Raw genomic sequence first — 23,262 nt, forward strand, 5'->3', positions numbered from 1 at the left:
TTGCGGGAAACCAGTTTCGCTGGCGACATGACCGGCTGTCACAGCTTCGTCAGGGAACGCTGAAAAAGCCGATTGACGCGATCCGCGCGTCCGCCGGCAGGTAGCGCTCCAGACTCTTGATCACCTGCCCCGAGGCACGGCGCCGGTTGAGCTGCATCAGGACGGTCTCCAGATCAACCATCCGCTGCTGCGAGGTCACCGCGACGATCTGCTCGGCGCCGAACGGCTCGCCTACACGAAGAGGCAGCCGCAGATTTGCTGATCGAGCCATCGCGGCATCGGAACCCACCGGATACAGCATCTGGATGGTTCCATCACCGGACACGTTGAATAGCAGCACCGCCCGCGAACCGACGTCGGACAATTCGACCTCGACGGTCTGGCCACTGCGCTGCTGTCGATCATCCGGCCAAATACGCATCAGCTGCGGCGACTGCGTCGCCATGCGCTTCAGCTCCCGAATTGCCGCGGTTCGGTTGACCACCGTCGTCAAGCCGCCAACGTCAACGCCATAGGCGACCACGTCGCCCCAGGCGATCACGTCATGGGACACGGGGTCCCAGATCAGGTCGGGATTATCAGTCGGTTGAACGGCCTGCACGCTGGCGTCCTGCGGCTTGACGCTGGTGAAATAGCCCATCTTGCCGTCAAGCGCTGCCAAGCGGATCGGCGTGGTGAGGCGGAAGGGCGGCAGTGCGGCACTGGGCGCGGCTGGGGCGGTCGCGGCGGCACTGGTTGGAGCGGTTTGCGACTTGGCCGTAACGGCCGGCGGCGCAGGGGTCTGCTTCTCGGCGGACGCGACGGTAGCGACCTGGCCGGAGGCAGCTCTCGCCGCCGTCCCCTGGATCAGCACCACGCCGCGGGTCAGTTCGAACGCGACCTCGGTTTCCGGCATCTGTGCCGGCGACGATACCGTCACGATATTCTGGCGCTGGTCGGACAGTTGATAGACCACCTGCCGAACATTGCTGAAAAGCTCTTTCAGGGTCACCTTGCCATCATGATTGATGTCCGCGTTGCCCTCCACGGCGCGCGCAACGGCATAACTCAGGGCGCCGCGCAGGCCATCGATCCCGGGAATCCGCACTTCCGGCGCCTTGGTGTGCCGATCGACCGCGGCGATGAACGCGGTGTGGTCGAGATCGAGCTCGGACTTCGGGTCGTCGCTGCTCGATACCGGCTTCAATTCATCGACCAGCAGCGTGTAGCGCGGCACCTGCCGAAAACTCATCTCCGCCGCACGCGGGTCGATATCGCGCACCATTCCGCCGCCATGGCAGGTATCCGCGACGAAGATCACCCTTGCGCCGCGCAATTCGAACTGCCGGATGAAATGATTGAATTCGCTTCCCAGAATGCGCTCGACAGATCCTGCCGGCGTGGTCGCGAATTCGGGCAGCAGGAACACGTTCTCCATTCCGTCCGGTTCGGAGCCCTTGATCCGCTCCGGCTCCTGCGTGCCGTGGCCTGCGATCGACAGGAAGACGAGATCGTTGCTCTTTGTCCGCTCCACCAGTGAGCTGATCTCGCGCAGCACGCTCGCCCTGTCGGCCTGTGCATTGGTCAGCTCGACCACGTCGCTGACGCCCATGGTCCTCAGGCTGGACACGATGTCATTGGCGTCGGCGACCGCGCCCTTCAATTTGCGCACATGCTGGTAGTCGTCGATGCCGATGACGAGGGCCCGGAGAGCCGCACCGTCGGGATTGCTTATCGACAGTTCACCCGCCGCATGCGCGCGCTGGAGTGGCAGGCCGATCAACGCAGCGAGCAGGATGGCGGCACACAGCCAACCGGTCCTTCGATCAAAACCCCTGAGCGTTCGCATCGCGATCCACCTCGATATCAAGCAGGTCCGCCCTGGAACCACACCGGTAAGGCAGAGCGGCAGGAATGCCGTCCGGACCTCCAAAAACCAGCACGAAGGGGGCGATCCATGTTCATCTGTAGCCTTGGCAAGACCTCAGGTTCAGCGCCGTTTATTCGCCGTCTTGCGACCTGTCGGCGCCTCGGTCTCCTGATAGGCGTTCGCGGAAACGGTCGTCTGATCATCTGCGAACGCCCGAAAGCGGACCGGAACGTAACCGCGCGAGAGCAGGCTCGCGAGCGGGTAGACGTTGCGGCAGACCCGACCGTTGCAGCCACCCGTCGAGGATTCCATGACCTCAGCCTTGCGATCCGGGGTGAACCGCAGGAACAACATCACGTGGGAACCCGGCTTGTTCAGGGCGTCACCAGGCTTGAGGTCCCAGGGGTTGGTCACCGGTGCGGCGATCGCGGGAATGGCGGCGGTCGTGTAGTGGACGGAAAGTCCCCACGTGGCGCTGACGAATGCCGAGCAGTCGACGCCGGCCACATCCGGCCGTGGCTCGTTACGGGTGCAGACATTGCCCGCCAGGGTCCCGCTGTCGATCCGCTGCCGGAAATTCGCGAGCGAACCGTGGCAGCCCCAGCAATAGGGCACACCCCGCACCTCCTGGTTTACCTTGCCCTGCAGGTACCACGGCCGGCGAATACGGCTGAAACCGGAGCATTGGCTGTCGGGATCACTGCCGTAGTTCGCCGGTGTCAGCTTCCACTGGATGCCCTCAAAGGCGAAGGCCGTCTCGATCGCCTGCTGGCGATTGGACGGCCGCACGGCGGCGGTCGCATTGAACCTGATATCCGGCCGCGCCGCCGCCGGCGCGGCCGCCGTGCGCGACGGCCTGACGTCAATGACGGATACCTTCCCCAGGGGGCGGAAGCCGACACCGACCACCTCGACACCATCCGGCTTGGTGCGCAGAAAATAGACGTCGCCATCGCCCGAGACGGTGACGAACCGCCGGGTCACGGGCGTGTTCTCCAGCGGCAGCTCGTAGATGCCCTCAAGGCGTCCGTTCGCGGCATAGCGTGCGACGAAGGTGGAGGCATTCTTGCCCGATGGAGGAATGTCCTCGGCCAGCACATAGAAGCGGTCGCTGTTGTCGATCTCGAGAAACTCCACGGTGCCGAGCTGGTTGCGGACGCGCAGGCCGAGCTGACCGATGGTCTCGTTGGAGACCATGGTCTGGATTTCGACCCGAACGCCGGCATTGCCCTTGTCGGGAATGATATCGGCGATCACCGATCCCTTGCTGCGCGAGGCGATATATTGCCGGTCGGGCTGTCGCGTCGTCCTCACGATGGCCGCGCGCGTATTCTGATCCAGCAAGTCGGTTGGGCTGCTCAGCGCCTGCGAGCCCATCTGTGCGAAGGCCGAAATGGCAACCTGGTCGTCGGTTCCGCGGGATGAGACTTCCTCCAGTTGGATCTCGTCGCCGCCCAGCCCGCGTGTGGACTGTCCTGGTGCTGCCTTCAGCATCCGCACGCCGCCGTCCCAAACCATGATGTCGTCGTTATGGACGACGAGGTCGGTGGGCTGCACATCGCCAGGTATCTTCAGGATGTCAGGAGCTGTGTTCGGTTGTTTGGGGTCGAACTGCAGAATGCGGCCATTGATTTGATCGAGCACAAACAGGTTTCCCTGTCCGTCAGCGCTGAGCGCTTGCGGGCCCGCGAGTTCGACGTCCTGGCTGGCCGCGACGATTCCCACCATGGATGCAGCCGAACCGCCGGCAAAGCTTCGTACGACCGCGTCGTCGGCCCGTGCCCCGGTGGCCGCTATGACCGCGCCGACGATAGAGAGCCAGATCCAGCTAGATCGACGAAGCATATCCGCCTCAATGTAACCGAACCGAATGCGGCGTCAGTCCGACTAATCCAAGACTGCCTAATCCAAGACTGCGCGAGTGCAGCGTCAATTAGTGGCGAGCAACCCCGATCCCGTTCAACTCTTTCACTGGACGGTGATAGTCCGAACTCCTTCAGCTTGCAGTGCAAAATCATGGCCAAAAACAGATTTGAGCAAGTCAGCGAAATCCAGCCCGACGCGATTACTCTGGTTTTGAGACGCGACAATGCCGGCGCCTCCGGGTCAATCGTGTTGCCGGCCGCCGCAAGCGGGGGACGCCTGAGCAGCGACCAGGTCAGCGCCCATATGCCGGCCCAGGATGCCTTTCGCGGCGCAATCCGTCTCGCCAATGACATGAAGCTCGCGATCGTGGTTTGCGACCCCGATGGCGTCTGGAAGCCGGAATGGGGCGACCTTTACCAGGCGATCGATTGACCCACACGGGCAGACGCTGCGGCGCCGCATGGAGGCCGGCATGGCAAATGGAACGTTAGGCGGGCTGTCGTTGAGGTCGCGAGCCCTGATGATCGTCCTGTTGGCCGCAACCGTCTGGCCTGCGCGGGCGAACGATTCGGCGGCCGAATTGTCCATCGGCGGGCTGCAATTCGTCCGCACCAAGGACGTGGCCATGGCGAGCGAGGAGCTTCATATCGGGTTGGATCGGGTCAGCGTTCGCTACCAATTCGTCAACCAGACGAGCAAGCCGGTTGCGCTCACTGTCGCCTTTCCGCTGCCCGACATCGACCTGTCCGAAGCCGAGAACATTGCGCTTCCGTCGAGCGATCCGGTCAACTTCGTCGCGTTCGAGACGAGGATCGACGGCAACGCGGTGCCGCTGACCATCGATCAGCGCGCCATGGTCGGCAACAAGGATGTCACTGCCCTCCTCCGTCAGTTCAAGCTGCCTTTGCTGCCGCTCGGTGATCGGGAGATCCGCCTCGCCGACCTGCCGGCGACAACCCGCACGAAGCTGATCGATGATGGCCTTCTGATGCCTGCCGGCATGAGCGACAACGGTCGCCAGCAATACACGCCCGGCTGGATAACCAAGACGTCCGCCGTTCGCGAGCAAGTGTTTCCAGCGGCGCGTACCGTCACAGTCGAACATCAATATCGCCCGAGCGTCGGCTCCAGCCCTGACACGGTCCTGCGCTCCGGTCTGCGTCACAGCGCGGCGCTAGGTCCGGAGGTCGAGCGATACCGGAGAGACTATTGCGTTACGGATGCGTTCCTTGCCGAATTGGACAAGCGCACAGGTGACAGCCAGGCCAATACCGCAAAGCTGCAAGAGCGGCGGATTTCCTACGTGCTCAAGACGGGTGCGAACTGGGCGGGTCCAATCCGGTCCTTCACGTTGACGATCGATCCGGGCGGCGACGAGCGTCTGGTCAGTTTTTGTCCAGGGCGGCTCAAGCCGTCATCTGCCGACAATTCGCGGCAGTTCACGGCGAGCGACTTCAAGCCGGATGCCGACCTGAAGATCCTGATGATCGGCAAGTTCTGAACGGCAGCTCAATTGGTGAGCATCACATAGCGTCCAGCCGCGGTGATGGTCACGTTGCCGCGTTGAGCTTCGCTGGTTGCCTGCAGGAAGAATGTGTCGGCAGCCATCGGTCGCGGCTGGCGCAATGAATCCAGAACCCGCGGCGCTGCGACGGCCAACAGGAGTTGCGGACCGGTCGTACGCTCCATCGGCAGGGCAAAGGAAAGCGAATCGACGCCCGGCTTCAGGAGATAGGACAGGCTGCGCACCTCGCCGCGATCCGAGACCATGAGCAGTTCCACCACCCGGTTGGCAAAATTCTCGACGGTCCCATTGAGGGTCTCGCCGGCCTTCAGCTCCGTCGCCGACAGGTTGATGCGGGGCGCACGCGCTTGATCGCTTCCGACCTGACTGAGGAATTTGACGGCCGGACATTGCGCCTGATTCACCTGCCTGACGCCGACCGAAGCCTCAAATCCCTGCTCCTTTCGAAACGCCTTGTCGAAGGTATCGAACGGGGCGGTCGAGGCGCCGAAGCCTTCAATGACGGCTGCGCTTGAGCTCACGGCAACAGGCAGGATGAAGAAGCAGTCGCCGCCCGCATATTGGGCAACATATTTGCGGATGCGCTCGGCTCGACCCGGCCCGTCGGGGGACGGAGACGGCGTCAACGTCGGCTGAGACGGCAGCTTCACCGGCTCCTGACGTGCCGGCGGTGGCGGAGCAGGCTCGCTCGTCGGCGCGGATGTCCCGGCGAGTTTCGGAGGTGGCGGCAAGGCCGCCAAGCCTGGTGCCTTCCAGACAAATTTGTAGAAGGTGTACCCACCGCCGCCCAGCAGAAGCAGCAGCCCCGCGACGCAAGCGCCGAGCCAGATGCGGCGGGAGTTCCGCGTGGTTGATGGCACCCGCTCCTGCAGCGCAGACGAACCAGCTTGCGACTTCGCCAATGGATCGAAGCCGTAGAGCGGTGCGGCGGACGGCTGCGCCGAACCCGCCGGCGTCCAGTTGGCGACCTCCGCCATGGTCGGGCGCAAGGCCGGGTCCGGCTGCAGCATCCTCTCGAGAAGCGGCCTGATGCGCATGTCCACTGCGCCGAGATCGGGCACGCGCCGACGCTTCTCGACCAGCTGAAACTGGCTCCCGCCCATATCGAGCTTCTGTCCGGTCAGGGCATGGAACAGCACGAGACCAAAGCTGTAGACGTCAGACTTCGCCGTGACATCGTTGCCGTACAGGCCGACCTGTTCCGGCGACGCGTAATTGTCCTTGCCGGCGAAGCCGGAACCGATGATGGTCTTGTCACCCATCTGCGTCGACCGGGCGATCCCGAAGTCGATGATCTTCGCCCGCCTTACATCGTCGAGCGGCACGATAATGTTATCGGGGGAGACATCGCGATGGATAATGCCGTGCTCGTGAGCGGCCTGGAGGCCCGATGCGACCCGCCGCATCAATTTGATCAGCGCTTCGAAGGTCAGCGGCCCATCGTCGAGCATGTTCGACAGCGAGCGTCCGTTCACAAACTCCATCGCCAGATACGGGCGCTGCAGTGCGGGTTCGACCGTGAACAGGAAGTAGCGAACGATTGCTTCGTGCGGAAGATTGTGAAGCGCGGCCGCCTCCCGGCGGAACAGCGCAAGCGCCGCCTCGTTGTCGACCATGTCGGGGAGCAGCATCTTGACCGCGACGGGCGATCCGGTCTGGATCTCGCGGCATCGGTAGACCTCCCCCATGCCGCCTGCCCCGATCATCGTCTCGATCTCGTAAATGCCGTTGAGCCGGGTGCCGGCCGGCACACCGCGGTAGGATGACCGAAACGGATCGTTCGCGGTCATGGTCGCGGCTCCTGATCAAGCGGCGTCCTCGTCGGCTCTGAGGATCGTGGCGCGAGCAACCGCACGATCACGATCGTGACGTTGTCGAATCCGCCGCGATCAAGTGCCAGCGCGAGCATGTCGTCGCAGGCGGCCTGGGCAACGCGGGTGGCCGCGTGCTGCTCGATCTCGTCGTCCCGCACGTGCCGGGTCAAGCCGTCACTGCAAATCACGAAGATATCTTCCGGTTCGGCCGGACCGGTCACCACCTCGAGCTCGGGGTCGGCGACGACACCGACAGCACGGGTGATGGCATTGCTCGGCCAGTCCTGGACCTCTTCGCGCGACAGCGCGCCATCGGCGATCAGCTCCTCCAACTCGCTGTGATCGTGCGACACCTGTGTGATGCCGTGGCGGTTGATCAGGTACACCCGGCTGTCACCCGCCCAGATGCAGGCATAATGGCCGTCGCGCACCAGCAGGACTGCCGTTGTGGTCCCGACAATGGCACCCTGCCTTTCATGGCTGAGTGCCAGGATCTGCTGGTTGGCGCTGAACAGACGCGCCTCGCATTGCGCCAACAGGTCCGCCGCGGAGTCCGGCGCGCCGATGGAATCAAGCGACTCCACCACGATGCGGCTGGCAAGATCGCCCGCCTCGTGACCGCCCATCCCGTCAGCGACGGCCCATAGGCCGACGTCGGTCCTTACCAGACACGCATCCTCGTTCCGCGCCCGCACCCGTCCGGCGTGAGTGACGCTACCGACATCGAACAAGGAGGGGACGTGTGCCATCGCGCGTCATCCCGTCCCGGATACTTCGCGGCCAACGTCGCCGGTCAGCAACGTGGAATAGCGAAACGGATCCGGCAATCCGCGGCAACAGAGTGCGACCGGCGAAAACCCTTCGCCCCCGGCGGTCCACCAGAAACTAGCCGCGGCATAGACTTGAGGGTTGGCGCCGCAGAGCGTGCCGAACGACTCGGCAAACCCATCGACCGTCGAAACCATTCCCAGCGTCGCGCCGCCCAGCGACATCACCTGCGGTCCATCAGTCTCCGGCGTCCGCAGACGTGGAAGCGCGAGACGATCCAGTGCATCGGAGATCTGCTCGAACGTCGCAGCCCGGTCCAGGGTCGAGAGCAGGAACGTCTCCACTTGCCCATACCACTCGTCCTGCGGTTCGATGTGCGGCGGCGACAGCGCGGCGTCACCATCCGGCACCGCATGCAGCGTCAACGGATAGTATCGCCCCACGCCGTCAAGCGAGGGCATGATCGCTCCTGCGACGGTGGTGCCGCAGATCGCGGCGCCAAGCCAGAATCGCCAAATCGGCGCGGTCAGGAATGCTTCCTGCCAGCCGGCGCCGAGTTGATGGCGGCTCGCGGAGATGGCTGCCTGCACCCACGGCTCCCAGACTTCCAGGAAGCTGCGCGGCGTCGCGATCGCGATGAAATCACGCTTCGCGCCGATCTTGCCGAATAAGCCGCATCGCATGGTCATATTCCGGTCGGGCAACGAAACTCGCGGAGCACTGACAGGTTTAAAGGATTGCGCAGCGATCCGGTCGAAATCTGATAGTTGAGCTCGCGTCCGGCAACAATGAACGTTGCGCTGGCGGATTCCGCCTTGGCGACCAGCGAACCAGCCTCCAGCATTCGGAACAATGACCAGGGACCGATGCGCTCGAGTACGGATGGCGAGCCGGTCTCGTTGCTGACCGAAATTGCCGTCCGCGGCGATGGGCCGGGCCAGAGGACCGTCGTCGGTGAATTGCTCTGCGGTGGCGGCGGCGGAGGAGCGGGTTGCGGCGCGCCAAACATGGAGGGAGCTGCGGCTGGTCCCGGTGTGGTTGGGCTCGTGATCGTCGTGCCGCCGATCTCGGTCTTGACTGTGATGCCGGGTCCGGCCGCAGCCGGCGGCCGGATTGCAAAGGACACCGCCGGCACACCGCCGCCGGTCTGGAAAAAGGCGTCGCGGATATAGGCGGCGTTCTGGAACTGCTTTAGCGTATCAGGCGAGAACGATCGGCCGACGGGGCTCTCCTTCCGCCAGACCCATTCGGATCGCGACGTATCCGCATAAGGCGCCAGGAACTGAGTGAAGAACTTGTCCATGACACCGTTCGGGCTGAACAGTTTGGCAAAGTCCGCGAGCGGGACTTCCTGACCGCTGCTCCGTACGAACGGGTAGCGGTTGGTCACCGTCTGCTGACAGACCGGCGTGACCTGATCGCGCAACGACTGCAGGATCTGACCGGCCGTGGAGGCGGCGATGCTGCCTTCGAACTCCGCGGCCGCCGCCCGCAGCATATCGGAAAATGGTGGCGGCATACGCGAGGCATTGTTGCGCAGCGCCGCAACCTGGGTCTGAAGCCCCGCCGTTGCTTGCGCCGTCAGCTGCGGATTCTCGACCATCAGCGTCAGATTCTGCGCGATGTCGTTCAGGTTTGCGATCGTCGAGTCGATCGGCCGGCGGGTGCTCTCCCCTTCAAGCACTGCATGGTAGGGTTTGAACTGCGACTCGATCGCCGCACCGGGCGTACCATCCTGGGCGTTGTTGAACAGCGCCGGCGCGGTCACCGCGGGCGGCGCGGCCGGCGTGCCGCCGCTCGCCGGCTTCGGGCGTTCCTTGGTCAGCATCGTCTCATCGCGCACCGACTCCAGGATTTGCCGCATCGGCGAGGTCGGCGCCGAAAGCGCCCTCAGCACCTCGTATTTCGGCTTGTCCGCGAGCAATTTCTTCAGACGCAGACTGCCGAGTGCAGTCCGCCACGTCGTCACGAACTCATTGGAGTAGATGCTGAGCAGATCGCCAGCCAGATTGTCATACTGCTGGTCGATTGCCGACTGCTGGCCGGCGTCACCCAAGACCCAGCGCTCCCGCTTCATGCGCTCTGACAATCCGGGCAGTCGAGCGATGAACTTCTGATTGAAGCCGTTGTAGGTGAAGAACTCGGGCACCCGCACGTTGTCCAAGGGTTGCCCAGTCGTGGTTTCGAAGACAACTGCCACGTCCGGACCGCCTCGGCGGCTCGCGATCCAGTCGCCGGCGGTCGATCCACGAGCCTCCGACTTCAGGAACTCGTAGGCGCGTTGCGACACGCTGAGGCGCGCCAATGAATTCTGGGCCTGCTTGATCAGCCGGCCGTCAAGCTCGACCAGTGGCGGCTGCTCGGTTTCGAGGTCGAACATGGCGACGAGATTTTCATCGAGCAGACGCCGTCCCTCCGCGTTGGTCGCGCCAGGATACAGGTTGTCCGCCCAGTCGCGCTGCATCCAGGAACGGATCAGCTCGCGGTCCGGGGATTGCAGGCCGCCGAGCATCAGGTAGACCTTCAGCGCCTCATAGACGAAGGCAGGCTCGTTGATGCGCGCATTGAGCTGCTCTTCCAAACGGTACAGCAAGCGAGGCCTGAACATGCGCTCAAGCGCGGTGTGATAGGCCGCCTTCGCGGGCGACAACAGGCGCGCGTGCTGACTGAGCCCGTAGCGCGCCGACAGTGCGACCGGCTCATTCCGTGAGGCATAGCCGGCCGGGGCGTTCCGCAGCCGATAGAGCAGCGGCAGCACCTTGTCGAGATCATGATCGGCGATCAGCGTTTGCTTGATGAGCGGTGCCCCGGCGGCCGCATACTCGTTGTCCGCCTGCAAGCTCTGCTCGATCAGGTCGGAGTTGCGCTTGTAGCTGGTCAGCCACGCACCGATCAGTCCGATCGCCACCAAACCTATCAGCGACAGCGCCGCGGTCTTGAGGATCAAGGCGCGGCGCACCGCAGCGCGGTCGGTCGAGACCCAGTCGGCCTCGCCGATGATGACCTTCGAAATCAAATCGGCAAGGAAATAGCTCTTGCCGGTTCCGGAGTACGATCCGGCACCGACTTCCTCCGCGCCGAACGTACGCGCCAACGATCCGATCAATTGATCGATCGGCGTACCCTGCTGGGTACCCGACGTGAAATAGAACCCGCGCAGATTGGCATTCACGTGATACCGCGTCGGCTCGAAAATCTGGTTGAGGAAATCGTGGATCTGCGGCTTGAGCCGCGCCATCTGCGCCGGGAAACCGAACAACTGCACCCGGTGCTGCGGCGTCGGCTCGTCCTGCAGACGGTCGAGCGTTTCCTCGCTCAGACGCTCCAGCAGGCGATCGAACTCGACCGGGACCTGCCCCACCAGATTCTGGGTCTTGTCGGCGGTCTGGAACGTGGCGCCCCAGACCTGGCGCCGGCCGGCCTCGCTGAGATAGGCGAAATATTCGGTGAAACCGGCAACGAGGTCGGCCTTGGTGAACAACGCGTAGACCGGGAAGCTCACTTTCAGCCTTTGATGCAGTTCGAGGAGCCGCATCCTGATGGCATCGGCATGAAGCGCGAGTTCCTGCTTCGGCAGCGTCAGCACGTCCTCCAGACTGATTGCGACGAGAACGCCGTTGATCGGCTGGCGCGACCGATTTTTTTTCAGGATGTCCAGGAAGGACAGCCAGCTTTCCTTGTCGGCCTTGCTGTTTGAATCCTGGGTTGTGTAGCGACCGGCGGTATCGATCAGCACCGCCTCCTCGGTAAACCACCAATCACAGTAGCGAGTGCCGCCGACCCCGGCGATCGCCGCCGGCGTCGCCCCGCGCGCGAGCGGAAACTTGAGCCCCGAATTGACCAGCGCGGTGGTCTTTCCCGCACCTGGCGGACCGATAATGACGTACCAGGGTAGATCGTAGAGATATCCGGACTTGTTGCCGCTCGCGGTCTTGAGCGTTGCGAGCGCATCCTTCATGCGCTCCTTGAGCACCGGCTCGTCGCTGACAGCCTGGTCCGCACCGCTGACGCCCTCGGCGATCTCTTTGGCACTCTTGCGTCGCTTGAAGAAATGAAGGCCGGTGACGCCTGCTGCCGCGGCGCCGAGCAGCAGGATCGCGATCTGGCGAACGATGTGATTTTCCAACGGATGCCAGTCGCCGAAAGCAACGAAGGGACCGGCAAGGTAGATCACGGCCCCGAGCGAGCTGAGCCCGACTCCATAGAGAACGATGCGTAGAATGTCCTTAGCGAGCATATTGACCGGTACCTGTCGCTTATCGCGTGAGCTTCTGGCGTCCGCCTATTCGCTACGTTCGATGAAGATTTCGACCCGACGGTTTTTGGCACGCCCCTCGGGCGTCGAATTGCTGGCAATTGCTGAATCCGATCCCTTGCCGTCGACATCAACGCGCGAACCATCGGCCAGGCCGGGTTTCAGCGCGGCGGCAACCGCCTTGGCGCGCTCGACCGAAAGCTCGAAATTCGAGGGGAAACGCACGGTGCGGATCGGCGAGCTGTCGGTATGGCCAACTACCCGGATTCGGCCCGGCTCCTTGTCGAGCGTCGCGGCAACGCGGGCCGCGATCGGCTTGAAACCATCCAGGATGGTTGCCTGGCCCGAGGCAAACAGTGCGAGATCGCACACCCTGATCACGATGAAACTCGCCGTCTGATCCGCGGTCATGGCGCACGCCGTCTTCTCCTGCGCAAGCGCGTTGCGAATGCGCTGCAGCTGGGTGATGCGGTCCGGCGGTGGCGGCGGAGGCGGTGGTGGCGGCGGCGCAACGACGCGGCGCTTGAGCTCGATCGGATCGCCGGGATGCAGCGCCAGCGCTACTTGCGCAGCATTCTCTGCGCGGCCAGCCAGCGACGTTCGCAGAACGAAATAAGATCCGGTTAACAGCGCGGCGACCACGGCCGCCACCAGCCAAACCGGAATGCGCAAGTGCTTCCGCCGACCGGCCAAGGCCTGTCCGCGCCAGTGCGGCGACAGATCGTTGGTCGGCTTGGGCCGAACCCGGCGTAGCGTTTCATAGAGGTTGCGCTGGATCACCTGGAGGTTCGCAAGCCCGCCCGGCGACGTTCGGTGAATGCCCTGGAATCCGAGCGCAAGGCAGGCGTGCTGAAGCTCGAGCACCGGATAGTTGACGAGTGGATCGGTCTTCAAGTGGTCGAGAATCTCGAAGAAGCGTACGCCGCCCACGCGCTCGCCGAAGAACCGGCTGAGCATCGAATATTGGGCCCAGACGTGCCGGTCGTCGGTCGGAATGTGCTGCACAATATCGTCGGCGGTCGCGCACAGGATATACTTTGCCGTATTGGCCTGGTGCTCGGAAATGCCCGCCGAGCGGATATCCTTTTCGAAGAATTTGATGGCGTCGGCGACCTGCTCCATCAGGCTCGCGAATGACGCCCGCATCAGCGCGACGCGCAGCCGGCCAAGCAACTGCAGCAAAGGGCCGCCGGCGCGCATCACCGGATTGGCGTTTGGCGCAACCAGATCGTCGACACGCAAGGGCGGTCCGGGCGGCAGGATCGGTTGCGGCGCCTGAGCCTGCGCCGGTGTCGAAATCCATTCCTCTGAGGGCTGGCTGGTCGGCGGGGCGGCGTAGCTTGGGCTCTGCGGTGTGGGAGAAAATGAGGGCGGCGGCGAAGGAGCACCAGGAGAAGTCATGGGCGATGGCGAGTACGCTGGACGGCTGGCAGGTCCCTCGCCTGCCGGAGGTTGAGGAGCCGGAGCCGGCGGCATCTTCCCGCCGGGGTTCGGACGGATGATGGTCCGTTCACCCCGACCGAAAGGATTAACCGGCTTGTCCCTGTCGGTCATGGCCGCTCTTCCAGGATGGCCCAAAGGTACAACTCAAGCTCCGGCCAGTCGCCGGAAAAATGCATCCCGATCGAGGCCGCTGTGCTGAACTCGGGCCACAGCGGCGACTTGCGATCGAGATAGAAATAGACGTGGTCTGTGATGGCTCGGATGTGCGGTGGCGGCGTCGGCAGATGCACCAAGGTCAAACCCGGCAGGTTTGCGTGGACGATCTCGGTCATTTTTGTGTTGGGCCCGACCTTGAACAGGTGCGGGAATTCATTCTGAATCTCCACGAGAGGCCGCCGCGCGGCGACCTCCAGCACCAAGGTCGCATTTCGGAACAACGCGCGATCGCGGATCGGCGATACAAATGCGTTCTGGGCGCGTTCAATGATCTCCAGACGAATCGCCCGCCTGCCCAGCCGCGCGCTCAGGAAATCCTGGATGTCGCGCACCAGGGGCGTGAAGACGTATTCGAGGTTGTCGTGATCGTATGCCGGGTAGTCACGTGCGCGGCGTTCGGTGGTCGCGAAGGTCGCAAGCTCACCGGCAAACCTCAGCAATTCCACGTACAGCCGCTCGGGATGCACGCTGCCGGACCGTTTGAAATGAGTCAGCACCGGAATAGTCCGGTTCAGTACCTGCAGCACCAGATAGTCGACGCTCTGCAAACCGCCGCCGGACGAAGGATCGACTGCGTAGCGTGCCAACTCGTCGAGCTTGGTCTCGACCCAGCCGATGATTCGATTGAGCCAGCCATCGACAACCGGATGCGCGGCGCAGACCAGCATCGGCGGCACAAACTTGTCGTCGAACAGGATATTCTTGTCGCGCACTTCGAGGATGCGAGCGATCCCCAGACCCATGTATCCCGGCTTGCTCGTCTTGCGCAGCTCGAACGACAGGCGTGGATAGACAACGTCGATCTCTTCTTCGATGCGCAGCGCCGAGGTTGAATCGATAAACGTTTCGGCAGTCCGAACGTAGCGACTTGCGCTGTCGGTGCGATCCTCATCCACCTCCCGCGTATTGGGCGCCGCGACCGGCATCATCAGCCAGACGATCTGGCCTGCGGCCGAATCCGGCACTTCGATGGCTTCCGGGATCGGGCTGTCGGCAGGAATATCGAACGGCGTTCCGTCCGGCATGACGCCGGTCGCACTGCGCACGGCGAATTTGCTCTGCTGGGTAAGATCGTTATCGATCTCGAGCTGGGCAAAGCCCCAGGGATACGGTGTCGTGTACCGAACGCGTTTTTCCAGCAGATGCTCGAGATAGCGATCGTTCTGCTGCAAATGATGCGGCCGCAGGAACAGGCCTTCCGACCAGAAAACTTTGCTGTACCAAGACATTCCTACATCCACTTGGCAATGATCGGCGACTGCATCGTCACCGACAGTTCACTTTGACCCCGACTTGTCTGCGCGGTCGTAATATTCGGAGAAATGCAGCATGAAGGTATCGATCGGCGCGCTTTCGTCGCGACCGAGATGCGCGTTCCAGCGCGTCAAAAATTCATCCCAGAGCTTGCTCTTGTTCGAGCCAAACAGGGATCTTGCGCCGCGCTGAAGCTCGAGCTCGCGCGCCATCAGCGTCGGATCGATACTGGCGATCAGTCCACGGACGGCATGCTGCATTGCCGCATAGGTCTTCAATTGATGGGATTTGAGATCCTTGAAGCCCTGGGCGAAGGCATGCGGCGCATCGAGGTAACTGCGCGTCGGCGGCCCGAACAGGATACGCATCGCGTCTTCCGCGGTCGGCGAGAATTTCAGCGGATTGTTCTCGATAGCCTGGATGGTGGTTTGGCTGGTGCTGCGCGTCAGCTGCTTGGCCTGGGTCCGCGCCTGCAGCAGGGCCATCAAGTTTTCCACGGTCATGCGCAGGATGAGGCCGAGCTGTTCCGCGAGCTCGGCTTCGGTCTTGTCGGCAAAGAAACCGTCCGGCAGCCCGGCAGCACGTGCGACCAGGCGCGCAAACTCCGGATTGCCGATCGACGCGGCCGTGGCCGGTGCCGGCTCGGCCAGTTGCGGCCGCGGCGCTCCCACATGCCCTGTCGGTGAAGGCGCCGGCGCTGGCGGGACTGCCGCGTCGTCGTCGGCCCATACCGACGGTCGGCGCGGCGTCGGCATCGCGTGCACCACGTCGACCGGCGGTTTTGGCGTGGCGACCGGACCGGCTGCCCAGCTCATGTCGTCGTGCAGCGGCGGCTCGCGTTGAGGCATCTGCGACGAATGGCGGACAGGATCCACACCCGCCGCGGGAACGCTCGCTGCCCAGTCCAGGAATTCCGGATTGACGGGCCGCGCGGCCTCGCGCGGCTTTCGCAACTGCTGCGGGTCGATTGGCGGCGGCACGTCGCGACCGGGAGCCCACAGTTCCTGGTAATCGGCGTGCTGCTGAGCGAGCGGAGCTTGCTGCTGCGCACCATGGCTCGGAGTGCCCTCGGCAGGCTCATCCAGGTCCAGCGAAACGCCAATGACATAGTGGCCGATGACGAGCCGATCGCCGTTGCGCAGCCGATGCGCTCCCCGCATACGCTGGTCGGCACCGTTGAGAAAAGTGCCGTTGGTCGAGACGTCGTGCAGCCAGTAGCCGCCGTCGCGATAGTGGATCTCGCAATGTTTCCCCGAAATCATCCGTGCCGGATCGGGCAATGTCCAGTCGAGATGGCGGTCCCGGCCAATGTCGACCGAACGCCTTCCGGTGACAGTAAATGACATAGGGCCGCCGTCCGGAAGGTTCGGCTCGTTCTCGATGTTGAAGCGAAGCACCATCACATCGTCTCGTCAGCGTGGAGGGCGCGGTTCGCCGCGTGCCAATTGAATACCATCCTCCAGGCAGGCCGTCATTATCCGGTCCCTGGACTCACGGGTAAGCCGGCAGAGGCCGATCAAAAGGGCTGCGCGAACCGCTCGCGCTGTCTGGTCCGGCTTGGCTTCGACCGGTGCAAATTCCGCGGGAACCACGCTTCCGCCAGACCAACCCGCCGCCAGCGCCAGCCAGGTCGCCGGCTGCTCGGGATCGTTGGCGTTGCCGACCGCCAAAGCCTTGTTGCGCGATTGCTCGTCCGGTTGCCGGACCCAGGTCTCGGCAAAACTGAGCGACCTGCCTTCATTGCCGTCGAAATGGTCGAACATCTGCCGCAACGAGCGACAGCCCCAGGCGACGGCCACGCGCCTGGGGAGCAGATACGCGCAGAAGGATACAGCCTGGTGCCAGTTGCCCGCATCGGCCGCCTCCTGCAGGAAATCCAACGACAACTTGTCCGGAGCGGCTTTGCCGACGTCGTAGCGCGCCAGCGGATAGGCTTCGAAGAGATCGTGGACTGTGCTGAACCGAACCTGATTCATGGCTGTCAGCCGACAATGGTTGGCGTGCCGTGGGCAACCAACGGGCCGCCGGCCGCGAGCGCCATGGCGGCCTGCGCGGTCATGGTGATGGTCGGCGCGTTGATGACGATGCCGGCTGGAGACAGGATGATCTGGCTTGGACCAACCTGTAGGGTGATGTTGACGTTGGCCGAGAGGGTGATGCTCAGGCCCGCATCGACGGACTGATCCATCGCCAGCTTGATGTGCTGACCGCCCAATTGGATATCAAGCTTGTCGTTGCCGTTCTTGAGCGTGGCCTTGCGGGTGTCGCCGCCGAACGCCGCCTCACCGATGGTCCTGGTCTCGGTGTCGCGGACCGTGACGTCGTAGTCCTTCTCGGCATGCAGGGTGATCTTCTCGGACCCTTTCTTGTCCTCGAAGTTCCATTCGTTGTAGCCGCCTCCTCCCTTGGTCGAGTCGGACTTCAGACCCGCAATCGTCTTCTTGGACGGCAGGTCGTAAGGCAGCTTGTATTCATCGTTGTATACGGTTCCTATCACCAGGGGCCGGTCGGGATCCCCTTCCAGGAATTCCACCACCACCTCCTGCCCGACGCGCGGGATGATCTGACCGCCCCAGCGCTTGCCGGACCAGACTTGCGCCACGCGCAACCGGCACGACCGCTTCTTCTTCCGATCCCAGAAAAAGCGAACATAGATTTCGCCCAGCGACTCGACGTCAATTTCCTCGCTCGAATTGTCGTCCTTGGTCACCACCTTGGCTGTCTGAATGCCGTTGATCCTCGGCTTCGGCGTCGTCATGGGAGTTCGAAACGGCCGATCGCTCGGCAGAAATTCGTAGCTGCCAAAGTAGACGTGCTGTCCGGCGTCGCCGGGGCCGCCAGTGCGATAGGATTCGATGGAAAACGAGTGAGCTGCCCGTACCACAAGATATTCGACGTTCTGCGAGTCTTTCGAGTGCTTCTCGAGCTTGGTTAGTCCGCCCGGAAACAGATTGACGGCGTCGCCATTGCCCCGGCGGCGCCGATCCATCGCCTGCTCGGCCTGGAGCTGAATCTTCGCGTATCGCTCGCCGTCGGACTTCTCCTTGAACTTGCCGGGATAGTCGTAGAACTCCATCTCGGATCGCGTGTAGTGCTCGGAGCCCTTGGCGTCGCTGATCATCTGCGCGTTGGGCTTCTGGTAGTTGTAGTCGTTGAGCTCGATCTTCCCGGTGCGGAACCGGCGCTCGGAAGCCCATTCATAAATATGCTGCTCGCCGCGACGATCGGAGCCGGTGAGCGGGATGTAGGGGATCTTCGCGAGACCGTTGATTGGACTGTGCGAGGACTTGGAGTCAGCCAGCACCAGCGTGTGCTTGCCGCCCTCATGCTTGAAGAAGTAGTAGATCCCGTGCTGCTCCATCAACCGGCACACGAAATCCAGATCGGTCTCGCGATATTGAACGCAGTATTCGAGCTTTGGACATGAGCCCTCTTCGGTAAGCTTGGACTCATAATCGGTGAAGCCGCGCTCGTTGAAGACTTCCTTGATGATGTCGGGCGCCTTCTTGTCCTGAAAGATCCGGCAATCGGTGGTCCGCGACAGCAGCCACAACCAGGGCCTCAGCACGATCCGGTAACTGAAATAGTCGTTCTTCACCCCCAGCCATTGGGCTTCCGTGAGAATGCCGCTGAACTCGCGTTCCTTCTCGTGCAATTTGATGGTGAGGGTGCACTGCTTACCGATGGCCCGATCGAAGTCGAGATCGGCTTCCTCGCTGAGACATTCGATGCGATATTCGAAAAGTTCACTCAGACCTTCGGCGGCCTCGAACCGGGCAAAAACCAGAACGTCCTTGCCAAGGGGGGTCTTGAGCTCGCAGAGGCGGGTATCCTGGGTAAGCTGGCCCATGTGGGCGTTAAACTCCCTCGTTGACCGCACGAGCTGCGCAACCGGCGCATCGGGCGGTCAAGCACGAACGACCGAAATCCGAGCCGTCCATCGGTGGGATGGCCGGCAAGTCCGCTCGGTGTCACCTCTCCTGACGCGGCAACGCACCCGCCCGGGGAAGCCACTGCGGCACTCATGTAGTCGGTTCCAAGCGCTTGCTGGTTCACGGGAAACCGCCACCATCGCGGGAATGAACCGAGGCCGGCGTTGATCTGACCTACTAGTCAATCGGATCATGATCCCCCGCGTGATCCGCCAGATGTCATGGACCTGGTAGAGGGGCCAGGGCCTCGCAGACGGATCCTCTTTGCATGCTCGACGTCGCATCCCTGACCCAGCCTATCGACCCGGACGATCCCTGCGGGCCCGACCTCGATGCGGCCGGCGACGTCCAGTACCTGAATTTCTTCGCAGCTGCGGAATCGCTGCTGCCGATGTCGTATTTCGAGGTCGTCAACGCGAACGGAGAGCGCGGACGCTTCGACCCGAAGGCCATCGATATTGCCGGCCAGTTCGCCGCTGCCCAGCCCCTGTTGGCTCGCACCCGCGATCTGCGCCTGACCATGCTGCTCGCCAAGTTTTCCATCCTGAACCGCGACCTCGACGGCTTCCTCAGCTGCCTGCGGGCAACCACCCTGCTGCTCCGCGAACAATGGGAAGCGGTTCACCCGAGGGGTGAGGATGGCGACTATGCCTTTCGCGCCGTCACCATCGAGGCGATCGACGTGTTTCCGACGGTGATCAACCCGCTCCAATTCCTTCCCCTGATCGAAAATCGACGGCACGGCAGCCTCAACTACCGAGCCTATCAGATTGCCAAGGGCGAAATTCCCGCCGGCGATGCCGATGTCGACATGCCAGATCTCGGAACCATCGAGCGCATCGTCGCCGAGACCGACCTCGACACCCTCAAGGCGGTGAGCGCCCGCTGTTCGGCGGTCGCTGCCGAGATCGCCGGCATCAAATCGGGTTGGCACGAAAAGTTGAACTCGGGGCAACCCATCAGTCTCGACCGGCTGGCGGGCGTCGCGAACGGCTTGTCCAGCTGGCTCGCAGCTCTGGTGACCGCACGCGATCCTTCCGCAGTTACCTCATCCCCAGAGGAAACCGCCCAAGACGACCGGCAGCCTCCGATCGAAATCGCCGGCGCAGTGACGTCACCCGGACAGGCATCCGCGGCACTAGCGGCGGCTGCCGACTACTTCGCTCGGAAGGAACCGTCGAGCCCGGCGCTGTTGCTGGTGCGGCAGGCACAGGACATGGTTGGCAAATCGTTTATCGAAGTGATGCGGATGCTGATGCCGGCCCACGTGGAGACCGCCGCCATCAATATCGGTCGCGACAAGGTCTTCGACCTGCCGATCGAACGCATGGCCGAATTCGCCACCTCGCTCCCATCCGCGGCCGAAAATGAGGCTCAAGATGCTGTTTTTGCGGCAGAAAACAGAGCGCAGGCATTGGACTTGCTGAGCAAGGTTGCCTCCTTCTTCCGGGCCGCAGAGCCGTCCAGCCCGATCCCGTTCCTGGTCGATCGCGCACGCGAACTCGCACAGCGAGACTTCCTCAGCCTGCTGAACGAAGTGCTACCCGAGGGCGCTCTGAAGGCGATCGATAAATCGAATTGAACCCGCCTTCCGTTCGACGGGACTAACTGAACGGAAGGAAGCTCCGCCGACGAAAGACCGAGGCACTTCCCTGCCTGCGTCGCGCAAGTCGGCTTCCGCAGAGATTTTTTTGTGAAGAGGGCAATCCAATGGCAACCGACAGCGGTCAAAAATTCATTCGCCGAAACCGCGCACCGCGCGTGCACATCACTTACGAAGATCCCTACGATGCCGAGCGGCTGATCGAGCTGCCGTTCGTCATGGGCGTCCTGTCCGATCTTTCCGGCAATAACCCCGGCATCGAGAAGACGAAGGTCGAGGAGCGCAAGTTCCTCGAGTTCGACATGGACAATTTCGACAACCGCATGGCGGCGATCCAGCCCGGCGTGACGGCGCGCGTCGCCAACCGTCTCAGCGACGGGTCCGACGAAAAGATCTCCGTCAACCTGCGCTTCAACAAGATCTCCGACTTCACGCCGGTGGCGGTCGCCCGCCAGGTGCCGGCGACGGCCAAGCTGCTCGAAGCGCGTGAACAGCTCGCCAACCTGCTGCGCTACATGGATGGCAAGGTGGGCGCCGAGGATCAGCTGAAGAAGCTCCTCGCCGATCCTCAACTGATGGCCGCACTGCGCGAGCGCGCGACCAGCCAGTCCACCGAAGCCGACAGCAACAGCTAAGGGAAGGAATGGGGACCATGGCAAAAGAAGCAATCCACAAAGAGACCACCACCAAGGTCGGGACCGTCGAGGCCGACGAGTTCGCCGCCCTGCTGAAGCAAAGCTTCAAGCCGCGCACCGAACGTGCGGCGACCGAAGTCGAGAACGCGGTGTCCACGCTCGTTCAGGAAGCGCTGAAGGATACGAGCGTCATCAAGTCGGACGTGCTCGACACCATCGAGGAGATGATCGCGCGGATCGATCAGAAGCTGACCGCGCAGATGAACGAGATCCTGCACGCGCCCGAATTCCAGGCGATCGAAAGTGCCTGGCGCGGCCTCCACTACCTCGTCTTCAATTCCGAGACCGACGCCAACCTCAAGATCCGGGTGATGAACGTCTCCAAGAACGAGTTGTATCGGAACCTGCGGCTTTATCCCGATGCGCGCTGGGACCAGAGCCCGCTGTTCAAGCAGATCTACGAGTACGAATTTGGCCAACTGGGCGGCGAGCCGTTCGGCTGCCTGATCGGCGACTACTATTTCAGCCACCTTCCCACCGACGTGCAGTTGCTCCGCGATCTCAGCAAGATCGCCGGCGCCGCGCACGCCCCCTTCTTCAGCGGCGCCGAGCCTACGCTGATGGGAATGGACTCGTGGACCGAACTGTCCAACCCTCGCGACATCGGCAAGGTGTTCGACACGCCGGAATACGCCGCATGGAAGGGACTGCGCGATCAGGACGACTCGCGCTATCTCGGTCTGTGCATGCCGCGCGCACTGGGCCGCCTCCCCTACGGCGCCAAATCGGAGCCGGTGGAAGAGTTCGCCTTCGAAGAGGAGACGGACGGGCACACCGGTGACAAATACGGCTGGATCAACGCCGCCTATGCGATGGCGGTCAACATCAACCGCGCCTTCAAGGAGTTCGGCTGGTGCACGCGCATCCGCGGCGTCCAGTCCGGCGGCGAGGTCATCAACCTGCCGACGCATACGTTCCCGACCGACGACGGTGGCGTCGACCTGAAATGCCCGACCGAGATCGCCATCAGCGATCGTCGCGAGCACGAGCTTGCAAAGGCGGGACTGATCCCGCTGATCCATCGCAAGAACACCGACAAGGCCGCCTTCATCGGCGCCCAGTCGCTCTATAAGCCGAAGAAGTATTTCGGCGACAAGGGCGTGGATGCAACCGCGTCCGACAACCTGTCGTCACGCCTGCCCTACATGTTCGCAGTATCCCGCTTTGCGCATTATCTGAAGTGCATGGTTCGCGACAAGATCGGATCCATGAAGGAAAAGGATGAGCTGACGGTCTGGCTGCAGACCTGGATCAACGAATACGTTGATGCCAATCCGGCCTTGTCGTCAGAAGCTCAGAAAGCGCGCAAGCCGCTGGCCGCTGCGAAGGTTGAGGTCATAGCAAACGAGGAGAACCCGGGATATTACAACGCGCGCTTCTTTCTCCGTCCCCACTTTCAACTGGAAGCGATGGACGTCGGTCTCAGTCTTGTTTCGCGCCTGCCAGGCCCGAGCTCCTGACGCCGCGCTATCGCAACCGTCACTCATCAGAGAATTTTGAAAGGGCTACGCTATGGCTGTCGACATCTTTTTGAAACTCGATCCGATCAAGGGCGAGTCGCTCGACGACAAACACAAGGAAGAAATCGACATTTTAAGCTGGTCGTTCGGCGAGAGCCAAAGCGGCACGTTCCACAGCGGATCGGGCGGCGGCGCCGGCAAGGTCGCCGTTCAAGACCTCCACTTCACCCACTTCGTGGACAAGGCGACACCCGAGCTTTTCAAGGTCTGCGCCAATGGAAAGCACATCGACAGCGCCATTCTCACGGTCCGCAAGGCCGGTGAACATCCGCTCGAATATCTCAAGATCGAGATGAAGCACGTTCTGGTTTCCAGCGTCTCGACGGGCGGATCGCACGGCGAGGATCGCCTCACCGAAAACGTCAGCCTGAACTTCCAGAAGGTCAAAATGACCTACAAGACCCAGACCGAAAAAGGCGGCGCCGGCGCGTCTCCGGTGTTCGGATGGGACGTTGCGGCCAACAAGGAATGGGCCTGATCGCAGGCTTCCTGCCCGGCGCCGGTTGCCAATAGCGGCAATCG

The 23,262-nt window shown here is 62.7% G+C and carries 17 protein-coding genes; 6 read left to right on the plus strand and 11 right to left on the minus strand.

Annotation, left to right across the window (positions count from 1 at the left end):
- Window positions 1-49: 49 nt before the first annotated feature.
- Together I6F38_RS11450 and I6F38_RS11455 are read right to left on the minus strand one after the other, a co-directional pair.
- Window positions 50-1,828, minus strand: a complete 1,779-nt coding sequence (locus I6F38_RS11450) for a caspase family protein (protein ID WP_168857063.1) — start codon at window positions 1,826-1,828, stop codon at window positions 50-52.
- Between the two features lie 141 nt (window positions 1,829-1,969).
- Window positions 1,970-3,694 (minus strand): hypothetical protein, encoded by a 1,725-nt coding sequence (locus I6F38_RS11455; protein ID WP_225160369.1) that lies wholly within the window; start codon window positions 3,692-3,694, stop codon window positions 1,970-1,972.
- Window positions 3,695-3,865: 171 nt separating this feature from the next.
- On the opposite strand from I6F38_RS11455, the gene I6F38_RS11460 reads away from it, so the two are divergent.
- A complete protein-coding gene (locus tag I6F38_RS11460) occupies window positions 3,866-4,147 on the plus strand; it encodes a hypothetical protein (protein WP_225160370.1) in 282 nt (93 codons plus the stop codon).
- A 100-nt stretch (window positions 4,148-4,247) separates the two neighbouring features.
- Window positions 4,248-5,216, plus strand: coding sequence for a DUF4424 domain-containing protein (locus tag I6F38_RS11465; RefSeq protein ID WP_225160371.1), 969 nt, complete (start codon window positions 4,248-4,250; stop codon window positions 5,214-5,216).
- A gap of 8 nt (window positions 5,217-5,224) precedes the next feature.
- Here the strand turns inward: I6F38_RS11465 and I6F38_RS11470 are convergent, their stop codons facing one another.
- The 9 genes from I6F38_RS11470 to tssI all read right to left on the minus strand — a co-directional run bounded on the left by I6F38_RS11470 (window position 5,225) and on the right by tssI (window position 18,840).
- Window positions 5,225-7,030: a serine/threonine-protein kinase gene (locus I6F38_RS11470; RefSeq protein ID WP_225160372.1), complete on the minus strand. Its 1,806-nt coding sequence runs from the start codon at window positions 7,028-7,030 to the stop codon at window positions 5,225-5,227.
- Window positions 7,027-7,803 (minus strand): protein phosphatase 2C domain-containing protein, encoded by a 777-nt coding sequence (locus I6F38_RS11475; RefSeq protein WP_225160373.1) that lies wholly within the window; start codon window positions 7,801-7,803, stop codon window positions 7,027-7,029. Before I6F38_RS11475 ends, I6F38_RS11470 begins: the two co-directional genes overlap by 4 nt.
- Before the next feature lie 6 nt (window positions 7,804-7,809).
- Window positions 7,810-8,511 (minus strand): type VI secretion system-associated protein TagF, encoded by a 702-nt coding sequence (gene tagF / locus I6F38_RS11480; RefSeq protein WP_346657110.1) that lies wholly within the window; start codon window positions 8,509-8,511, stop codon window positions 7,810-7,812.
- Window positions 8,508-12,059, minus strand: coding sequence for a type VI secretion system membrane subunit TssM (gene tssM, locus I6F38_RS11485; RefSeq protein WP_225160375.1), 3,552 nt, complete (start codon window positions 12,057-12,059; stop codon window positions 8,508-8,510). Before tssM ends, tagF begins: the two co-directional genes overlap by 4 nt.
- 45 nt (window positions 12,060-12,104) lie before the next feature.
- A complete protein-coding gene (gene tssL / locus I6F38_RS11490) occupies window positions 12,105-13,319 on the minus strand; it encodes a type VI secretion system protein TssL, long form (protein ID WP_276573486.1) in 1,215 nt (404 codons plus the stop codon).
- Between the two features lie 308 nt (window positions 13,320-13,627).
- Entirely contained in the window at window positions 13,628-14,965 is a 1,338-nt protein-coding gene (gene tssK / locus I6F38_RS11495) for a type VI secretion system baseplate subunit TssK (RefSeq protein ID WP_225160376.1), read from the minus strand.
- Between the two features lie 48 nt (window positions 14,966-15,013).
- Entirely contained in the window at window positions 15,014-16,390 is a 1,377-nt protein-coding gene (tagH, locus tag I6F38_RS11500; protein ID WP_225160377.1) for a type VI secretion system-associated FHA domain protein TagH, read from the minus strand.
- 12 nt (window positions 16,391-16,402) lie between these two features.
- Window positions 16,403-16,966 (minus strand): hypothetical protein, encoded by a 564-nt coding sequence (locus tag I6F38_RS11505; RefSeq protein ID WP_225160378.1) that lies wholly within the window; start codon window positions 16,964-16,966, stop codon window positions 16,403-16,405.
- A 5-nt stretch (window positions 16,967-16,971) separates the two neighbouring features.
- Window positions 16,972-18,840, minus strand: coding sequence for a type VI secretion system tip protein TssI/VgrG (gene tssI, locus I6F38_RS11510; RefSeq protein ID WP_225160379.1), 1,869 nt, complete (start codon window positions 18,838-18,840; stop codon window positions 16,972-16,974).
- A 350-nt stretch (window positions 18,841-19,190) separates the two neighbouring features.
- Here tssI and I6F38_RS11515 point away from each other — a divergent pair, with 350 nt between their 5' ends.
- From I6F38_RS11515 to I6F38_RS11530, 4 genes are all read left to right on the plus strand, one after another.
- The gene (locus I6F38_RS11515; protein WP_225160380.1) at window positions 19,191-20,504 is read left to right on the plus strand and encodes a type VI secretion system ImpA family N-terminal domain-containing protein; all 1,314 of its coding nucleotides are present in this window, start codon (window positions 19,191-19,193) and stop codon (window positions 20,502-20,504) included.
- Between the two features lie 128 nt (window positions 20,505-20,632).
- Entirely contained in the window at window positions 20,633-21,160 is a 528-nt protein-coding gene (gene tssB, locus I6F38_RS11520) for a type VI secretion system contractile sheath small subunit (RefSeq protein ID WP_225160381.1), read from the plus strand.
- A gap of 17 nt (window positions 21,161-21,177) precedes the next feature.
- Window positions 21,178-22,680, plus strand: a complete 1,503-nt coding sequence (gene tssC / locus I6F38_RS11525; RefSeq protein ID WP_018272201.1) for a type VI secretion system contractile sheath large subunit — start codon at window positions 21,178-21,180, stop codon at window positions 22,678-22,680.
- Between the two features lie 52 nt (window positions 22,681-22,732).
- Window positions 22,733-23,218: a type VI secretion system tube protein Hcp gene (locus I6F38_RS11530; protein WP_028339372.1), complete on the plus strand. Its 486-nt coding sequence runs from the start codon at window positions 22,733-22,735 to the stop codon at window positions 23,216-23,218.
- Window positions 23,219-23,262: the final 44 nt, after the last annotated feature.

The sequence above is a fragment of the Bradyrhizobium sp. BRP56 genome (assembly GCF_020194035.1).
Lineage (GTDB): Bacteria > Pseudomonadota > Alphaproteobacteria > Rhizobiales > Xanthobacteraceae > Bradyrhizobium > Bradyrhizobium australafricanum.